The sequence below is a fragment of the Salmonella sp. SJTUF15591 genome (genome assembly GCF_043356435.1).
Taxonomy (GTDB): domain Bacteria; phylum Pseudomonadota; class Gammaproteobacteria; order Enterobacterales; family Enterobacteriaceae; genus Salmonella; species Salmonella enterica.
This window is the reverse complement of the sequence record NZ_JBEUJO010000001.1, coordinates 542363-560747: the sequence shown is the minus strand read 5'-3', so window position 1 is coordinate 560747 and position 18385 is coordinate 542363. Positions and strand designations below refer to the sequence as shown.

Sequence of the window (18385 nt, the reverse complement as noted above, 5' to 3'; positions counted from 1 at the left end):
GGATATGATGGGAACACCAAACCCACTGGTAAAAACGAAAGGCGCCGGAACCACATTCTGGCTGTATACCGGCAGCGGCGATGCGTTTAAAAATCCACTGGCTGATGATGACTGGCTGCGACTGGCAGGTATTAAGGATCTGCAGCCCGGAGAAATGAGTGCAGATGCGGAAGACGATGACTATCTTGATGATGAAAATGCCGACTGGAAAAGCACTACGCAGGGGCAGAAAAGCGTCGGTGACACCACGGCCACGCTGGCCTGGAAACCCGGTGAGACCGGACAGAAAAAACTGGTTGAGCTGTTTGACACCGGCGAAGTTCGCGCCTTCCGTATCAGGTATCCTAACGGGACGGTTGATGTGTTCCGCGGCTGGCTGAGTTCACTGGGTAAAACCGTGACGTCCAAAGAGGTGATGACACGCAGCGTAAAAATCACCGGCGTCGGGCGTCCTTCTCTTGCGGAGGAGGATACACCTGACGTAGTCAGCGTATCCGGCGTGACCGTTGCGCCGGCCAGTGCCACGGTGGCTGCCGGAGCCACCACCACGCTGACATTTACGGTAAAACCTGATAACGCGTCAGATAAAACGCTGCAGGTTGCGACCGCCGATCCGCTGATCGCCACCGTCACGCTGAAGGATAATGTGGCCACGGTTAAAGGCGTGAAGGCGGGCAGCGTGAATATTGTTGGTATCAGCAGTGACGGCAGTCTTGTCGCGGTGGCAGCAGTGACAGTGACAGCGTCATAACCCTCTCTTATCAGTCCGCCCCGGTTCCGGGGCTTCTATGGAAAATCATCATGTTTCTCAATACAGACACCTTTAACTACGGTGGGCATTCCATCGTGCTCAGTGAGCTTTCTGCCCTGCAACGTGTGGATTATCTGAAGTTTATTCAGCAGCGGACGGCAGACTATGACGCACAGCCTGAAACCCTGACGGAAGCAGAGCGTCAGACAGAATTTATGCAGATGGGGGTGGATATTAATGCATGGCTGGTATCCCGCTCCCTGTGTGAAAGCAAAAAAGAGGAGGAGGCCCGCGCCCTGTATGAGTCCGTCAGACTGGAATGGTCTTATGAGGCGCTGGGACGTGGCGCTGATATGGTTCTGTCCCTGAGTGGTATGCGTCTTCCGGCATCGCAGGAAGACGACAGCGGGAGTGAAAAGGACACGACCACGCCGGAAAAGTCCTGAACCGGGAGCTGGCGTTTGTGATGCGGCTCGCGCGTGAGTTCCGGCGACCAGACTGGCGGCAGATGCTGGCGGAAATGAGTGCGACAGAGCTGGGTGAGTGGGCGGAGCATTTCGGGAAGAACAGCTTCAGTGACATGTTGCTGGATGCGGAGTTTGCAACGCTGAAATCGCTGATTTCCGGACTGGTTACAGGCACGCATCACGATGCAGAAATGTTCAGCCTGATCACTGATCCTGAGTCGTTGCACGAAAAAACGGATGATGAACTGATGATCCTGGGCGAAGGTATTACCGGAGGTGTCCGCTATGGACCAGATAGCGAACCTGGTCATTGATTTAAGTATCGACAGCGCAGAGTTCCGAAACGAAGTTCCGCGCATTAAAAAATTGCTGAACGATGCGGCTGGTGACTCAGAACGTTCAGCGGCCCGGATGCAGCGTTTTCTGGATAAGCAGACGGAGGCGACGCGCCGGACGTCCGCCAGTCTGGAGCAAGTGACTGCCAGCAGTACCGCGTACAGTTCCGCTGTGGAGAAAAGCGCAGCGGCCAGTACGCGTCTGGCGGCGGATGTGGATCAGACGCGACAGCGGGTGGAGGCACTGAGAAGGAAACTGCGTGAGGAACAGGCGCAGTCAGCGGCTGTGGCGGCAGCACAGGACAGGACAAGTGCTGCTTTTTACCGCCAGATTGACAGTGTAAAACAGTTAAGCGGTGGTCTGCAGGAGCTGCAGCGTATCCAGGCGCAGGTACGACAGGCGAAAGGACGCGGAGATATCTCACAGGGCGATTATCTGGCGCTGGTGTCTGAAACCGCCAGGAAGACCCGTGAGCTTACCGATGCCGAAGCGCTGGCCACGCAGAAAAAAGCACAGTTTATACGCCGCCTGAAAGAGCAGACGACGGTACAGGGCCTCTCCCGTACCGAGCTGCTGCGGGTGAAGGCGGCTGAACTGGGTGTCAGCAGCGCCGCAGATATTTATATCCGTAAACTGGAGCGTACCGGAACTGCCACCCATACGCTAGGACTGAAAAGCGCTGCTGCCCGTCGTGAACTGGGCGTGCTGGCTGGTGAGCTGGCCCGCGGGAATTTCGGGGCACTGCGGGGAAGTGGTATTACGCTCGCTAACCGCGCCGGGTGGATCGAGCAACTGATGTCTCCGAAGGGCATGATGCTCGGCGGGCTGGCTGGCGGCGTGGCTGCTGCTGTTTACGGGCTGGGCAAGGCCTACTATGAAGGAGCTAAAGAAAGCGAGACGTTCAATAAACAGCTTATTCTGACCGGGAGTTATGCCGGAAAAACCACAGGCCAGCTTAATGCGATGGCGAAGTCGCTCGCCGGAAATGGCGTCACGCAGCACGATGCTGCAGGCGTGCTGGCACAGGTGGTCGGTAGCGGAGCGTTTACCGGACAGGCAGTGGCAATGGTATCCCGTACCGCGACCAGAATGCAGGAAAACGTTGGACAATCAGTGGATGAAACCATCCGCCAGTTTAAACGCCTGCGGGATGATCCGGTGAATGCGGCGAAAGAACTGGACAGGACACTGCATTTTCTGACAGCCACCCAGCTTGAACAAATCAGGGTACTGGGCGAGCAGGGAAGAGTGGCTGATGCCGCGAAAATTGCCATGTCCGCGTATTCGGAAGAAATGAATAAGCGGATGGGGGACGTACACGACAATCTGGGTTGGATTGAAAGAGCATGGAATGCTGTCGGTGATGCGGCGAAGTGGGCATGGGATCGGATGCTGGATATCGGGCGGGAAGACACGCTCGATGAAAAGATCGCGACACTGCAGGAAAAAATCGCGCGCGACAGAAAAACGCCCTGGACGGTGTCTTCCTCCCAGACTGAATACGATCAGCAGCAGCTGAACGAACTTCAGGAACAGAAACGCCAGAAGGACCTGCTGGATGCGAAGGCGCAGGCAGAGCGTAATTATCAGGAAACGCAGAAACGTCGGAACGAGCAGAACGCCGCGCTGAACCGGGATAATGAAACTGAATCCCTGCGGCACCAACGGGAGGTGGCGCGCATTACCGCCATGCAGTATGCCGATGCTGCTGTACGCAATGCCGCACTGGAGCGCGAAAATGAACGTCATAAAAAGGCGTTGTCACAACAGGCGAAAAAGCCAAAGACTTACCACAACGACGAGGCCAGGCGACTGCTTTTGCAGTACAGCCAGCAACAGGCGCAGACTGAAGGGCAGATTGCCGCCGCGAAGCTTTCCACGACCGAAAAAATGACGGAAGCGCATAAGCAGCTTTTATCATTTCAGCAGCGCATCGCTGATTTTTCCGGTAAAAAACTGACGGCGGATGAACAAAGCGTACTGGCACATAAGGATGAAATTGCGCTTGCGCTACAGAAGCTGGATATCTCACAACAGGATTTGCAACACCAGAATGCCCTTAATGAACTGAAGAAAAAGACGCTCACATTAACCAGCCAGCTCGCTGACGAAGAATCCCGCGTCAGGCAGCAGCACGCAATGGCGCTGGCCACAATGGGTATGGGCGATCAGCAACGAGGTCGGTACGAAGAGCGTCTGAAAATTCAGCAGCGCTACCAGGAACAACTGGAGCAGCTTAAGCGCGACAGTAAGGCAAAGGGGACATACGGTTCTGACGAATATCGTCAGGCTGAGCAGGCGCTGAAGGGCAGTCTCAATCGCCGGCTGGTTGAGTGGGCTGAGTACAATGCGAAAGTGGATGCTGCGCAGGGAGACTGGACTCTGGGGGCGTCGCGTGCGCTGGATAACTTTATGGCGCAGGGCAGCAACGTGGCGGGCGCAACGGAGCAAATGTTCACATCGGCATTCAACAGTATGGGCGACGGGCTGGCGACGTTCGTTACCACTGGAAAACTAAACTTTAAATCTTTCACCGCATCCATCGTGTCAGATCTGGCAAAAATTTCAGCACGTATGGCAATGATGCAGGCTGTAAAGGGAATCGGATCTGCTCTGGGATTTGGTGTGACAGCCAACGCGACTGGTGGAGTTTATCAGTCTTCTGAACTGAGCCGATACAGCGGCAGCATTGTTAATCGCCCGACATTTTTTGCTTTTGCCAAAGGTGCCGGGGTGATGGGCGAGGCAGGACCGGAGGCAATATTACCACTTCGTCGTGGTGCTGACGGTAAGCTGGGTGTCGTGGCAGCCGGTTCGGGAGGGATGGCGATGTTTGCGCCTGAGTACAACATTGAAATCCACAACGACGCCGGCAACGGACAGATTGGTCCGCAGGCATTACAGGCCGTATATAACATTGGAAAAAAAGCCGCCATTGATTTCTGGCAACAGCAGTCGCGTGACGGGGGTATTGCTGGAGGAGGGCGATAACAATGGAAACATTTAACTGGAAGATCCGCCCTGATATGACAGTGGAATCAGAACCAAAAGTCACCTCCATAAAACTGGGTGACGGGTATGAACAACGGCGTCCAGCCGGGCTGAACAACCATCTGGCGAAGTATAACGTAACGGTCCGGATTCGTAAGGGAGAACATCAGAATCTTGAGGCATTTTTATCCCGCCACGGTGGAGTGAAATCCTTTCTCTGGACACCGCCTTATACCTGGACACAAATTCGGGTGATTTGCCGCAAATGGTCGATTAGCGTTGGCTCTCTTTGGGTGACTGTGACCACGACTTTTGAACAGGTTGTTATCTGAGGAGGAGTGATGCAGGACATTTCGCAGGATACGCTGAACGAAGCCGCTAAACTGACGCAGTCCGCCAGGATCACTTTGTGGGAAATCGATCTGACACAGTCTGGCGGTGATCGTTATTTTTTTTGTAACGAGGCGAATGAAAAGGGGGAGGCGGTTACCTGGCAGGGACAGAAATATGATGTTTATCCTGTAGAGGGTAGCGGATTTGAAATGAACGGCAAAGGCGCAGCTGCGCGCCCGTCACTGAAGGTATCCAATCTTTACGGTATGGTGACCGGAATGGTGGAGGATTCGCATAGTCTGGTTGGAGCGACGGTCATCCGCAGGATAGTGTATGCCCGGTTTCTCGATGCCGTTAATTTTCAAAGCGGCAACCAGGAGGCCGACCCGGAGCAGGAGTCTGTAAGCCGCTGGGTGATCGAGCAGTGCAGTGATCTGACGGCGGTAAGTGCGACATTTGTCCTGGCAACACCGACTGAAACAGACGGATGTGTCTTCCCCGGGAGGATTATGCTGGCCAATACCTGTACATGGATATACCGCTCTGACGAATGCGGCTATACGGGACCAGCTGTCGCGGATGAATTTGATAACCCTACCGCCGATCCGGCAAAAGATGCATGCAGCCGCTGCGCCCGGGGATGCGCCCTGCGTAACAATACCGGAAACTTTGGCGGTTTCCTCTCCATTAATAAACTTTCACAGTAAATCTTCATGAAAGAACAGGATATTCTGGCGCACGCCCGACGGTGTGCGCCTGCGGAGTCGTGTGGCTTCGTGGTGAGAACACAGGCGGGAGAACGGTATCTCCCCTGTGTGAATATTTCTGCCGCGCCGGAGGATTATTTCCGTATGGCGCCGGAGGACTGGCTGAGGGCTGAAACGCAGGGGGATATTGTGGCGCTGGTTCACAGCCATCCTGGCGGCCAGCCGTATCTGAGCGATGTGGACCGCAGGCTGCAGGTTCAAAGCGACCTGCCGTGGTGGCTGGTATGCGCCGGCCAGGTACATAAATTCCGCTGTGTGCCACACCTGACCGGACGACAGTTTAAACATGGGGTTTTTGACTGTTACACGCTGTTCCGTGATGCCTATCATCTGGCGGGGATTGATATGCCGGATTTTCACCGGGACGACGACTGGTGGCGGCATGGTGACAATCTCTATCTGGATAATCTGGAGACGACGGGATTTTACCGTGTCAGCGCAGCCAGTGCGCAGCCCGGCGACGTGCTGATTTGCTGCTTTGGCTCCTCCGTTCCGAACCACGCAGCGATTTACTGCGGCGACGGAGAGCTGCTGCACCATATTCCTGAACAACTGAGTAAACGTGAGAGGTATACCGACAAATGGCAACGACGCACGCACTCCATCTGGCGACACCGGGCATGGCGCGAATTTGCCTTTACGGGGATCTGCAACGATTTTGCCGCCGCGTCAGCCTGCAGGTAGCCAGTGGTGCTGAAGCTGTCCGGGCACTGGCGGTACAGTTGCCCGGTCTCCGGCAGAAACTGAACGACGGCTGGTATCAGGTACGCATAGCCGGAGACGATGTTACGGCTGATACCCTGACAACCAGCCTGCATGACCCGCTGCCGCCTGGCGCGGTGATTCATATTGTGCCGCGTCTGGCCGGGGCCAAATCTGGCGGGGTGTTTCAGGCGGTGCTTGGTGCGGCGCTGATTGCCGTTGCCTGGTGGAACCCGGCAGGCTGGCTGGGAGCGGCGGCGGTATCCGGCATGTATATGACCGGGGCGTCGATGATTCTGGGCGGTGTGGCGCAGATGCTGGCACCAAAACCCAAAATGTCCGAAATGAGGCAGACCGATAACGGCAGGCAGAACACGTATTTCTCGTCGCTGGATAATATGGTTGCCAACGGTAACATGTTGCCGGTGCTGTACGGCGAGATGCAGGTGGGGTCACGCGTGATTTCCCAGGAAGTCAGTACCGCTGATGAAGGAGATGGTGGTCAGGTTGTGGTGATTGGCCGCTGACAACAGAACAGATTCAGACAGAACCGCCTCCGGGCGGTTTTGTCGTTTTACGGGGTTAATAAATGGGAAAGGGCGGCGGAAAAGGGCATACGCCCCGCGAGGCACCGGATAACCTGAAATCCACGCAGCTGCTGAGCGTCATCGATGCCATCAGCGAGGGACCGATAGAAGGCCCGGTGAACGGTCTGCACAGTGTTCTGGTAAACCAGACGCCGGTGGTGGACCGCGACGGCAACACGAATATCCACGGCGTGAAGGTGGTATACCGCGTCGGTGAGCAGGAACAGACCCCGCTGGAGGGATTTGAATCGTCCGGCGCCGAGACGGTGCTTGGTGTACAGGTCAAATACGACAATCCGGTGACCAGAACCATCACGGCTGCAAATATTGACCGCCTGCGTTTTACGTTCGGCGTGCAGTCACTGGTGGAGGCCAACAGCAAGGGCGACCGCAATCCGACATCCGTCAGGCTGCAAATCCATCTTGAGCGCTATGGTCAGTGGGTGGTGGAAAAAGAGATTACGATTACCGGGAAAACAACCACACAGTATCTGGCCTCGGTGATAGTGGATAATCTCCCGCCACGACCATTCGGTATCCGGATGGTGCGTGTGACGGCAGACAGTACCACTGACCAGTTACAGAACAATACGATCTGGTCGTCGTATACCGAGATTATTGATGTCCGGCAGCGCTATCCCAACACCGCCGTGATTGGCCTGCAGGTGGAGTCTGAGCAGTTCGGCAGCCAGCAGGTGACAAGAAACTACCATTTTTTCGGGCGGATTATTCAGGTGCCGTCGAATTACGATCCGGTAGCGCGAACCTACAGCGGCATCTGGGACGGCACGTTCAAGCCTGCATACAGCAATAATCCGGCGTGGTGTCTCTGGGATATGCTGACTCATCCCCGTTATGGTATGGGACAGCGAATCGGCGCGGCGGACGTGGACCGGTGGGCGCTGTATGCAATAGGCCAGTACTGCGACCAGATGGTCCCTGACGGCTTTGGCGGAACAGAGCCGCGTATGACCTTTAATGCGTATCTGGCGCAGCAGCGTAAGGCGTGGGATGTGCTTACCGACTTCTGCTCCGCCATGCGTTGTATGCCGGTGTGGAACGGGCAGAGGCTGACCTTCGTGCAGGACAGGCCATCGGATACAGTCTGGACCTATACCCGCAGTAATGTGGTAATGCCGGATGAGGGTACACCATTCCGTTACAGCTTCAGTGCGCGGAAGGACCGCCATAATGCGGTAGAGGTGAACTGGATCGACCCTGATAATGGCTGGCAGACATCCACGGAACTGGTGGAAGACACGGTCGCCATCAGTCACTACGGACGCAATCTGGTAAAAATGGATGCGTTTGGCTGTACCAGTCGCGGGCAGGCGCACCGCGCCGGGCTGTGGCTGATAAAAACGGAGCTGTTGGAAACCCAGACGGTAGATTTTAGTGTGGGGGCGGAGGGGGTGCGCCACGTTCCCGGTGATGTGATTGAGGTTTGCGACGAGGATTATGCCGGCATCAGCCTGGGCGGACGGATTCTGTCCGTTGACCGCGAGCGTCGCATTCTGACCCTTGACAGGGAGATTACCCTGCCGTCGTCCGGCACCACGCTGATAAGCCTGGTGGATGGCGAAGGTTCGCCGGTCAGCGTGGACGTGCAGTCTGTTACCGACGGTGTGCAGGTTCAGGTCAGCCGGATACCGGACGGCGTGGCGGAATACAGCGTCTGGGGGCTGAAACTGCCGTCGCTGCGCCAGCGTCTCTTCCGGTGTGTGGCTGTCCGGGAAAACGACGACGGAACGTATGCCATCACCGCCGTACAGCATGTTCCGGAAAAAGAGTCCATCGTGGACAACGGGGCATCGTTCGACCCGCAGCCCGGAACGATTCACGGCACCGTTCCCCCGGCGATACAGCATCTGACCACAGAAATTCTGGCGGAGGAGGGACAGTATCAGGTACTGGCGCGCTGGGACACACCGCGAGTCGTTAAGGGCGTCTCTTTTTCGTTGCGCCTGAACGTGGCGGCGGAAGATGGCAGTGACCGGCTGGTAAGCAGCGCAGGAACGCCGGATACGCAGTACCGGTTCCGGGGGCTGACGCCGGGGCGCTACACCCTGTCCGTCAGGGCGGTGAACAGCCAGGGACAACAGGGAGACCCGGCCAGCACACAGTTCAGCATCTCCGCGCCGGCGGCACCATCATTTATCGAACTCACCCCTGGCTATTTCCAGATTACAGCCACACCGCGTCAGGCGGTATACGACCCGACGGTGCAGTATGAGTTCTGGTTTTCAGACGCGCAGATTACGGATATCCATCAGGTGGAAAACGCCGCACGATATCTGGGAACAGCGCTGTACTGGATAGCGGCCAGCGTGAATATCAGGCCCGGCAGGGATTACTATTTTTATATCCGGGCGGTAAATCAGGTCGGTAAATCCGCATTCGTGGAGGCGACCGGGCAGGCCAGCAACGATGCCGCAGGCTATCTGGATTTTTTCAAAGGGCAGATAACTGAAAGTCACCTGGGTAAGGAGCTGCTGGAAAAAGTAGATCTGACGGAGGATAACGCCAGCAAACTGCAGCAGTTTTCGAAGGAGTGGAAGGACGCTAACGATAAATGGAACGCCATGTGGGGCGTCAAAATAGAGCAGACCAAAGACGGCAAATATTATGTGGCCGGACTTGGACTGAGCATGGAAGACACGCCTGACGGGAAGATAAGCCAGTTCCTGGTGGCGGCGGATCGCATTGCTTATATTAACCCGGCAAACGGAAACGAGACGCCCGGATTCGTCATGCAGGGCGACCAGATAATCATGAACGAGGCGTTCCTGAAATACCTGAGCGCGCCGACCATTACCAGTGGCGGGAATCCTCCGGCATTTTCCCTGACGCCGGATGGAAAGCTGACTGCGAAAAATGCGGATATCAGCGGCCATATCAACGCTGTATCTGGCTCGTTTACGGGAGAAATCAATGCCACCTCCGGTAAGTTTTCTGGCGTGATAGAAGCAAGAGAGTTTGTCGGTGATATCTGCGGCTCAAAAGTCATGCAGGGCGTGAGCATCAGGGCGACGAACGACGAACGCAGCACCTCAACACGGTATACCGACAGCGCCACCTATCAGATTGGGAAAACCATCACGGTGATGGCTAACTGTGAGCGTAATGGTGGCTCCGGTGCCATCACCGTCACGATAAATATTAACGGTCAGGTGAAAACGGCGGAGGTTATGCCGTATACCGCAGGTATTCCGGCCATGTATCAGACCGTCGTCTTTTCGGTCTACACCACTTCACCTGTCGTGGATATCAGCGTCTCTCTGAGGGTTCGTGGGCAGTACACCACGTCTGCTTCCGTCTGGCCGCTGGTGATGGTTTCCCGGTCGGGGAACAACTTCACAAACTGACCGGATTTCCGGTCCCTTTCGTTTAACAAGGAACAAATATGACTATGTCGCGCGTAATTTCGCTGGCGGCAGGGGTTTCCCTGTCCGTTTTATTCTCCACTGCTGCCGTTGCCGATAACGGAAGAGGAAGCGGCAACAGCAATATTGAAAACCAGACCCGGATTTATACCGGCACCGACCGTGGGCAGAAACAGCACCGCGAGGCAAAGGGAAAAACAATCACGCGGAGCGTCCAGTGTTCTCTGCCGGCATATTTACGTGACCCGGATAATCAGTGCTGAGATGTGAATGAATCTGAAGCCTGCCTGCGGGCGGGCTTTTTTATGGAGGTAATATGCCAGTACTTATTTCCGGCGTACTGAAAGATGCTACGGGAACGCCGGTACAGAACTGCACCATTCAGCTGAAGGCCTGCCGGACCAGTACGACGGTGGTCGTGAATACGGTGGCATCGGAAAATCCGGATGACGCCGGGCGCTACAGCATGGATGTGGAGCAGGGGCAGTACACTGTCACGCTCCTGGTGGAAGGGTATCCCCCGTCACATGCCGGAGTTATTACGGTTTACGATGATTCAAAGCCGGGCACCCTGAATGATTTTCTGGGGGCCATGACGGAAGACGACGTCCGCCCGGAGGCGCTGCGGCGTTTTGAGGCGATGGTGGAAGAAGTTGCCCGCCAGGCATCGGAGGCATCGCGGAATGCCACCGCCGCAGGGCAGGCATCTGAACAGGCGCAGACATCAGCAGGTCAGGCATCGGAAAGCGCCACGGCAGCAGTGAATGCAGCCGGAGCGGCAGAAGCATCAGCCACACAGGCAGCCTCATCCGCAGCATCTGCGGAGAGCAGCGCAGGTACGGCGACCACAAAAGCCGGGGAGGCATCAGCCAGCGCGGCGTCGGCTGACACAGCCAGAACGGCAGCAGCCGCATCGGCAGCCGCAGCGAAAACATCTGAAGCGAATGCTGATGCCTCCCGTACTGCCGCCGGCGATTCAGCTGCTGCCGCAGCCGCCAGCGCGACGGCGGCGCAGACATCAGCAGCGCGCGCCGGAGTATCCGAAACCGCCGCGAAGACGTCAGAAACGCAGGCGGCTTCCAGTGCCGGTGATGCAGGTGCGTCAGCCACTGCGGCGGCAGCGTCGGAAAAGGCGGCAGCCGCATCGGCAGCCGCAGCAAAAATATCTGAGACAAACGCAGCAACGTCAGCAAGTACAGCAGCGGCCAGCGCAACAGCCGCCTCGTCATCAGCATCGGAGGCATCCAATCACGCCGCCGCATCTGATACCAGCGCATCACTGGCGGCGCAAAGCAGTACTGCTGCCGGAGCAGCAGCCACCAGAGCAGAAGATGCCGCAAAACGGGCAGAAGACATCGCGGACGTGATTTCCCTGGAAGATGCCAGCCTGACGAAAAAAGGTATCGTTAAGTTAAGCAGTGCCACGGACAGTGACAGCGAAGCGCTGGCAGCCACACCAAAGGCGGTAAAAACCGTTATGGGTGAGGTGCAGACCAAAGCGCCGCTGGACAGCCCGGCATTCACTGGAACGCCGACCACACCGACGCCGCCAGACGATGCTAAAGGGCTTCAGACAGCAAACGCGGAGTTTGTCCGCAAACTGATTGCCGCGCTGGTTGGTTCCGTACCGGAGTCACTGGACACCCTGCAGGAACTGGCGGACGCGCTGGGTAACGATCCGAGCTTTGCTACCACTGTACTGAATAAACTGGCGGGCAAGCAGCCGCTGGACGATACACTGACGGCGCTGTCAGGAAAAAGCGTTGACGGTCTTATCGAATACGTTGGTTTACGGGAAACCATAAATCACGCCGCCGATGCATTACTAAAATCACAGAACGGCGGCGATATTCCGGAAAAGCCGCTGTTTGTACAAAATATCGGAGCGCTCCCTGCATCAGGTACGGCTGTTGCAGCGAACAGACTGGCATCACGCGGCGCGCTTCCGGCACTGACTGGTACGACAAGAGGCAGTGATAGCGGCCTGATAATGGGCGAGGTTTACAATAACGGTTATCCAACGCAATACGGGAATATTTTGCGTCTGACCGGAACCGGTGATGGAGAGATATTAATCGGATGGAGTGGGGTTAATGGTGCTCCTGCGCCTGCATATATTCGCAGCCATCGAGATACCGCCGACGCTGAGTGGTCAGAATGGGCGATGTTCTACACCTCACTAAATCCGCCACCGGATTCGTATCCAGTAGGTGCGGCGATAGCATGGCCGTCTGATGTTACCCCAGCCGGTTACGCCCTGATGCAGGGGCAGTCCTTCGATAAATCTGCTTACCCGTTACTGGCTATAGCGTATCCGTCCGGCATTATCCCTGATATGCGAGGCTGGACAATCAAAGGTAAACCCGCCAGTGGGCGAGCTGTACTTTCTCAGGAGATGGACGGCAACAAATCGCACTCGCACACCGCGCGGGCGCAGGATACCGACTTAGGGACAAAAACTACCTCATCCTTTGATTATGGCACGAAATCGACCAATACAACGGGCAACCATACTCACCAGTTCGGAGGCTATATCAATTCATACTGGGGGGATTCAAATCACACTTCATTTCAGCCTGGAGGTGGTGCGTGGACACAGGCCGCTGGCGACCATGCGCATACAGTTTATATCGGAGGACACGAGCACACCATGTATATCGGTCCACACGGCCACGTCGTTATTGTGGACGCAGACGGTAATGCGGAAACCACGGTTAAAAATATTGCATTTAACTACATAGTGAGGCTGGCATAATGACTTTTAAAATGAGCGATACCCCGCAGACAATTAAAATTTTTAATCTTCGTTCAGATACAAACGAATTTATTGGTGCAGGTGATGCATATATCCCGCCGCACACGGGATTACCGGCAAATTGTACTGATATAGCCCCTCCTGATATTCCCTCCAGTTATATTGCGGTATTTGACTCTGAAACCCAAACGTGGAATCTGCATGAAGACCACCGCGGTGAGACGGTTTACGACACAACAACCGGCAATCAGGTTTATATCTCCGATCTTGGTCCGCTACCTGAAAACGTCACATCAGTTTCACCAGGTGGTGGATACAAAAAATGGGATAGTAAGGCTCAGGTCTGGGTGAATGATGAAGCTGCGGAGGCCACAGCCAGACTTCGTGAAGCTGAAGGAACGAAAAACAGACTCCTGCAAATAGCGTCTGAAAAAATCGCGCCGTTACAGGATGCAGTGGATCTGGACGAAGCAACCGATAAAGAAAAAGCTTCTCTTCTGGCATGGAGAAAGTACCGGGTACAGGTAAACCGTGTTGATACTTTAAAGCCTGTCTGGCCGGAGAAACCAGCCAGTAGTTTATAATTTGTCAGGAAAGCTCAGGCCTTATTTATAGCAAATATGAAGAAGACCTGTCTGTCATAACTGATATGGTTACTGGTTAGTATATTAAATTTATACTCAATAACCTCTACACATTTTAAACCAATCTTCAGGGAAGGGTATGCCAGCAGGCCAAAGATTACACCACTTTTGAGGCATTGGCTTAATTGTTTCTTCTTTTTTATGATCTTGAGAGTCTGCCGCTATTGTAAGAGCAGAATATAGTGAAGATGGTAATATTAAAATCATTGCTAAAAATACGCTCTTAACGTGTTTAATAATACGTTGCCTGTTAAATTTTGGCACACTATCCTTACGGTTACAGCATCCTTTACTATAGATATTAAACGTTATTCATTACCATCAGGTGAGTAAATAAAAACCATTTATAAAATATTTAACTTAAATAAAAATGATAAGCGCTATTATATTTTCTTTCCAATGTAAATTAATTCATGTGAAAGTGATTTCATGTGCTTTTTAAATCATGGCTGGCTCGCTCCCCCGGAGGAACAGGCCAGTTAACATTATCAGGAGTGTTTGTTATATCAATCAACTTCACTTCATTCTTGTAAGCCAGCCACACTGACAGTTTTGATCCTGTCCGTGTATTGTGGACACAGCCTTAAGCGAGGTTCTGGTTTTCAAATTGCTCCGGACTGAGATCGCCGCAGACCCTGACGGTGCAGGCTGGACGCTATCGTTTTTACATTGTACCTCAGGCCCCAGGTTCACTTCCTCAGCAAGCCGGGGGCGCACCGTAGCGCTGTTTTGCCTGGCTGAAGGCCTCTCTTACGACATTATCGCAGTCCTGCCGGAACTGTTGGTGGGTATTAACGACTGCGCGCCTTGTTTGCCAATGCCGATTCCGAACTCATTCTGACGCCGATCATCATTGCCGTGTTGCTCGCGCCTGGTTTCAGCAAAAGCACCACGCTGGCTATACTGCATTTCTTTTTCCGCAGGGAGAAGTGAGTAAACGAGTATGGAAATGGAGCTTTCCCTATAATGGCGGCTGAAACTATTCATATGTCATGTATTGCAAATATCAAAGTGATAAATAAAGTTTCAACAGTCTATATTTTTTGTGAAAACGACTCGCTAAGGTGCTAACCCTATATGAGGGACTGATTGAACATCAGATATATCCCGGCTTATTTAATACTGTTTACTATGAGGGTAATAATATGTTTTCTCTTATTAAATGTATTAGTCGCGACTTGATCTGACACATGGCCTTGAAAGGTTGAGAGTTACCGGTTTTGATATGGGTGTCGAATCCTTATACAAAACACGAGGTAACTCTCATGCTTCATACTACCAATCCCGTCATCAAACACAAAGCCGGTTTGCTCAATCTGGCTGAAGAGCTCAGCAACGTGTCGAAAGCCTGTAAAATCATGGGCGTCTCGCGCGATACGTTTTACCGTTATCGTGAACTGGCCGATGAAGGCGGCGTTGATGTGCTGATAAATCGTAGTCGCCGCGTACCTAACCTTAAGAACCGTACCGATGAGGCAACTGAGCAAGCTGTTGTTGATTATGCCGTTGCGTTCCCGGCCCATGGTCAGCACCGAACTGCGCAAACAGGACGTTTTTATCTCCGGTAGTGATGTCCATTCCGTCTGGCTGCGCCACAACCTTGAGAACTTCAAAAAACGCCTGAAAGCGCTGGAAGAAAAAGTGGCCCGCGATGGCATTGAACTGACTGCCAGATCGCCGCGCTGGAGCGTAAAGCCAGTGATGATGAAGCCTGTGGTGAGATTGAAACCGTTCATCCGGGATATCTGGGGTCACAGGACACGTTCTACGTGGGCAACCTGAAAGGCGTTGGGCGAATCTATCAGCAGACGTTCGTTGATACATACTCGAAGGTGGCTCACTGCAAGCGCTATATCACCAAAACGCCGATTACAGCGGCTGATTTGCTGAATGATCGTGTACTGCCGTTTTATGAGTCTCAGGGCCTGCCGATGCTAAGGATACTGACAGACAGGGGTACAGAATATTGCGGCAAAGTGGAACATCATGATTATCAGCTTTATCTGGAGATAAATGACATCGAACACACGAAAACGAAGGCGATGTCCCCGCAGACCAATGGCATCTGCGAGCGGTTCCATAAAACGATACTGAACGAATTTTATCAGGTGACGTTCCGCAAAAAGTTATATGGCGATTTTGATACATTACAATCGGATCTTGATGAATGGCTGGTTCACTATAATAATGAGCGAACCCATCAGGGAAAAATGTGCTGTGGCCGGACGCCGATGGAAACGTTACTTGATGGAAAACGCATCTGGTCTGAGAAGAATTTAAGCCAGATGTAATCTGACAGATACCTGTATAAATAACCGGTAACTGTCAGATCAGGTCTGAGCTAATACAACTAATTGTATGTTATTTGTCGTTTATTGCTAAATATATATCGTTAATTGAAGGCTTGATGCGTGTGTCTGCGTTAATCTCTTTTCATTGTGCTGTAAATTAGGCAGTGGAATATGTTTAATATCCGCAATACACAACCTTCTGTAAGTATGCAGACTATTGCTGGTGCAGCGGCACCAGAGGCATCTCCGGAAGAAATTGTATGGGAAAAAATTCAGGTTTTTTTCCCGCAGGAAAATTACGAAGAAGCGCAACAGTGTCTCGCTGAACTTTGCCATCCGGCCCGGGGAATGTTGCCTGATCATATCAGCAGCCAGTTTGCGCGTTTAAAAGCGCTTACCTTCCCCGCGTGGGAGGAGAATATTCAGTGTAACAGGGATGGTATAAATCAGTTTTGTATTCTGGATGCAGGCAGCAAGGAGATATTGTCAATCACTCTTGATGATGCCGGGAACTATACCGTGAATTGTCAGGGGTACAGTGAAGCACATGACTTCATCATGGACACAGAACCGGGAGAGGAATGCACAGAATTCGCGGAGGGGGCATCCGGGACATCCCTCCGCCCTGCCACAACGGTTTCACAGAAGGCAGCAGAGTATGATGCTGTCTGGTCAAAATGGGAAAGGGATGCACCAGCAGGAGAGTCACCCGGCCGCGCAGCAGTGGTACAGGAAATGCGTGATTGCCTGAATAACGGCAATCCAGTGCTTAACGTGGGAGCGTCAGGTCTTACCACCTTACCAGACCGTTTACCACCGCATATTACAACACTGGTTATTCCTGATAATAATCTGACTAGCCTGCCGGAGTTGCCGGAAGGACTACGGGAGCTGGAGGTCTCTGGTAACCTACAACTGACCAGCCTGCCATCGCTGCCGCAGGGACTACAGAAGCTGTGGGCCTATAATAATTGGCTGGCCAGCCTGCCGACGTTGCCGCCAGGACTAGGGGATCTGGCGGTCTCTAATAACCAGCTGACCAGCCTGCCGGAGATGCCGCCAGCACTACGGGAGCTGAGGGTCTCTGGTAACAACCTGACCAGCCTGCCGGCGCTGCCGTCAGGACTACAGAAGCTGTGGGCCTATAATAATCGGCTGACCAGCCTGCCGGAGATGTCGCCAGGACTACAGGAGCTGGATGTCTCTCATAACCAGCTGACCCGCCTGCCGCAAAGCCTCACGGGTCTGTCTTCAGCGGCACGCGTATATCTGGACGGGAATCCACTGTCTGAACGCACTCTGCAGGCGCTGCGGGACATCACCAGCGCACCAGGCTATTCAGGCCCCAGGATACTATTCGATATGGCGGGGGCCTCCGCCCCCCGGGAAGCACGGGCACTGCACCTGGCGGCCGCTGACTGGCTGACGTCTGCACGGGAGGGGGAAGCGGCCCAGGCAGACAGATGGCAGGCGTTCGGACTGGAAGATAACGCCGCCGCCTTCAGCCTCGTCCTGGACAGACTGCGTGAGACGGAAAACTTCAAAAAAGACGCGGGCTTTAAGGCACAGATATCATCCTGGCTGACACAACTGGCTGAAGATGCTGCGCTGAGAGCAAAAACCTTTGCCATGGCAACAGAGGCAACATCAACCTGCGAGGACCGGGTCACACATGCCCTGCACCAGATGAATAACGTACAACTGGTACATAATGCAGAAAAAGGGGAATACGACAACAATCTCCAGGGGCTGGTTTCCACGGGGCGTGAGATGTTCCGTCTGGAAAAACTGGAACAGATTGCCCGGGAAAAGGCCGGAACGCTGGCCTTGGCCGATGATGTTGAAGTCTATCTGGCGTTCCAGAATAAGCTGAAGGAATCACTTGAGCTGACCAGCGTGACGTCAGAAATGCGTTTCTTTGACGTTTCCGGCGTGACGGTTTCAGACCTTCAGGCTGCGGAGCTTCAGGTGAAAACCGCTGAAAACAGCGGGTTCAGTAAATGGATACTGCAGTGGGGGCCGTTACACAGCGTGCTGGAACGCAAAGTGCCGGAACGCTTTAACGCGCTTCGTGAAAAGCAAATATCGGATTATGAAGGCACGTACCGGAAGCTGTATGACGAAGTGCTGAAATCGTCCGGGCTGGTCGACGATACCGATGCAGAACGTACTATCGGAGTAAGTGCGATGGATAGTGCGAAAAAAGAATTTCTGGATGGCCTGCGCGCTCTTGTGGATGAGGTGCTGGGTAGCTATCTGACAGCCCGGTGGCGTCTTAATTGAGCACGATATTCACCGCACCAGGCGAATGTGTGCGGTGAACAAAGATATTCCCGGACAAACAACATCAGACAGCACTGATGATGCACAGGTGAAAC

15 protein-coding genes and 2 pseudogenes are annotated in these 18385 nt (G+C 53.9%); 15 read left to right on the top strand and 2 right to left on the bottom strand.

Annotation, left to right across the window (positions count from 1 at the left end; all coding sequences use genetic code 11):
• The first annotated feature begins 4 nt into the window (after positions 1-4).
• From ABVM99_RS02795 to ABVM99_RS02740, 12 genes are all read left to right on the top strand, one after another.
• Positions 5-751, top strand: coding sequence for a phage tail tube protein (locus ABVM99_RS02795; RefSeq protein WP_000971954.1), 747 nt, complete (start codon positions 5-7; stop codon positions 749-751).
• A gap of 50 nt (positions 752-801) precedes the next feature.
• Complete coding sequence (gene gpG / locus ABVM99_RS02790; protein WP_000479607.1) at positions 802-1197, top strand: phage tail assembly chaperone G; 396 nt, start codon at positions 802-804, stop codon at positions 1195-1197.
• Positions 1194-1532, top strand: a complete 339-nt coding sequence (locus ABVM99_RS02785; protein WP_010989052.1) for a phage tail assembly protein T — start codon at positions 1194-1196, stop codon at positions 1530-1532. The genes gpG and ABVM99_RS02785 overlap by 4 nt, the downstream gene beginning before the upstream one ends.
• Entirely contained in the window at positions 1504-4545 is a 3042-nt protein-coding gene (locus ABVM99_RS02780) for a phage tail tape measure protein (protein ID WP_023194669.1), read from the top strand. The genes ABVM99_RS02785 and ABVM99_RS02780 overlap by 29 nt, the downstream gene beginning before the upstream one ends.
• Before the next feature lie 2 nt (positions 4546-4547).
• Positions 4548-4877 (top strand): phage tail protein, encoded by a 330-nt coding sequence (locus tag ABVM99_RS02775; RefSeq protein WP_000447370.1) that lies wholly within the window; start codon positions 4548-4550, stop codon positions 4875-4877.
• A 9-nt stretch (positions 4878-4886) separates the two neighbouring features.
• Positions 4887-5585, top strand: coding sequence for a phage minor tail protein L (locus tag ABVM99_RS02770; RefSeq protein ID WP_023194668.1), 699 nt, complete (start codon positions 4887-4889; stop codon positions 5583-5585).
• A gap of 6 nt (positions 5586-5591) precedes the next feature.
• Positions 5592-6329 carry a C40 family peptidase gene (locus ABVM99_RS02765; protein WP_000662740.1) on the top strand — a complete coding sequence of 246 codons (738 nt, stop codon included), beginning with the start codon at positions 5592-5594 and terminating at the stop codon, positions 6327-6329.
• Positions 6227-6874 (top strand): tail assembly protein, encoded by a 648-nt coding sequence (locus tag ABVM99_RS02760; protein ID WP_023194667.1) that lies wholly within the window; start codon positions 6227-6229, stop codon positions 6872-6874. The genes ABVM99_RS02765 and ABVM99_RS02760 overlap by 103 nt, the downstream gene beginning before the upstream one ends.
• 62 nt (positions 6875-6936) lie before the next feature.
• Positions 6937-10299: a host specificity protein J gene (locus tag ABVM99_RS02755; protein WP_023194666.1), complete on the top strand. Its 3363-nt coding sequence runs from the start codon at positions 6937-6939 to the stop codon at positions 10297-10299.
• A 38-nt stretch (positions 10300-10337) separates the two neighbouring features.
• Positions 10338-10580 carry a hypothetical protein gene (locus tag ABVM99_RS02750; protein WP_000178851.1) on the top strand — a complete coding sequence of 81 codons (243 nt, stop codon included), beginning with the start codon at positions 10338-10340 and terminating at the stop codon, positions 10578-10580.
• Positions 10581-10633: 53 nt separating this feature from the next.
• Positions 10634-13072, top strand: a complete 2439-nt coding sequence (locus ABVM99_RS02745; RefSeq protein ID WP_023194665.1) for a phage tail protein — start codon at positions 10634-10636, stop codon at positions 13070-13072.
• Positions 13072-13656 carry a tail fiber assembly protein gene (locus tag ABVM99_RS02740; RefSeq protein ID WP_001648742.1) on the top strand — a complete coding sequence of 195 codons (585 nt, stop codon included), beginning with the start codon at positions 13072-13074 and terminating at the stop codon, positions 13654-13656. The genes ABVM99_RS02745 and ABVM99_RS02740 overlap by 1 nt, the downstream gene beginning before the upstream one ends.
• Positions 13657-13752: 96 nt before the next feature.
• Here ABVM99_RS02740 and ABVM99_RS02735 read toward each other — a convergent pair whose 3' ends face one another.
• Both ABVM99_RS02735 and ABVM99_RS02730 read right to left on the bottom strand, forming a co-directional pair.
• Positions 13753-13953 carry a PagK family vesicle-borne virulence factor gene (locus ABVM99_RS02735; RefSeq protein ID WP_014344379.1) on the bottom strand — a complete coding sequence of 67 codons (201 nt, stop codon included), beginning with the start codon at positions 13951-13953 and terminating at the stop codon, positions 13753-13755.
• A 377-nt stretch (positions 13954-14330) separates the two neighbouring features.
• Positions 14331-14533, bottom strand: a pseudogene (locus tag ABVM99_RS02730) (IS3 family transposase); the annotation flags it as partial.
• Between ABVM99_RS02730 and ABVM99_RS02725 the strand changes: the two are divergent.
• The 3 genes and pseudogenes from ABVM99_RS02725 (at position 14524) to sspH1 (ending at position 18290) form a co-directional block, all read left to right on the top strand.
• Positions 14524-14649, top strand: coding sequence for a hypothetical protein (locus ABVM99_RS02725; protein ID WP_000457876.1), 126 nt, complete (start codon positions 14524-14526; stop codon positions 14647-14649). The pseudogene ABVM99_RS02730 and the gene ABVM99_RS02725 overlap by 10 nt on opposite strands.
• Before the next feature lie 332 nt (positions 14650-14981).
• Positions 14982-16007: pseudogene (locus ABVM99_RS02720) on the top strand (IS481 family transposase).
• Between the two features lie 171 nt (positions 16008-16178).
• Positions 16179-18290, top strand: coding sequence for a type III secretion system effector E3 ubiquitin transferase SspH1 (gene sspH1 / locus ABVM99_RS02715; RefSeq protein ID WP_052938199.1), 2112 nt, complete (start codon positions 16179-16181; stop codon positions 18288-18290).
• Positions 18291-18385: the final 95 nt, after the last annotated feature.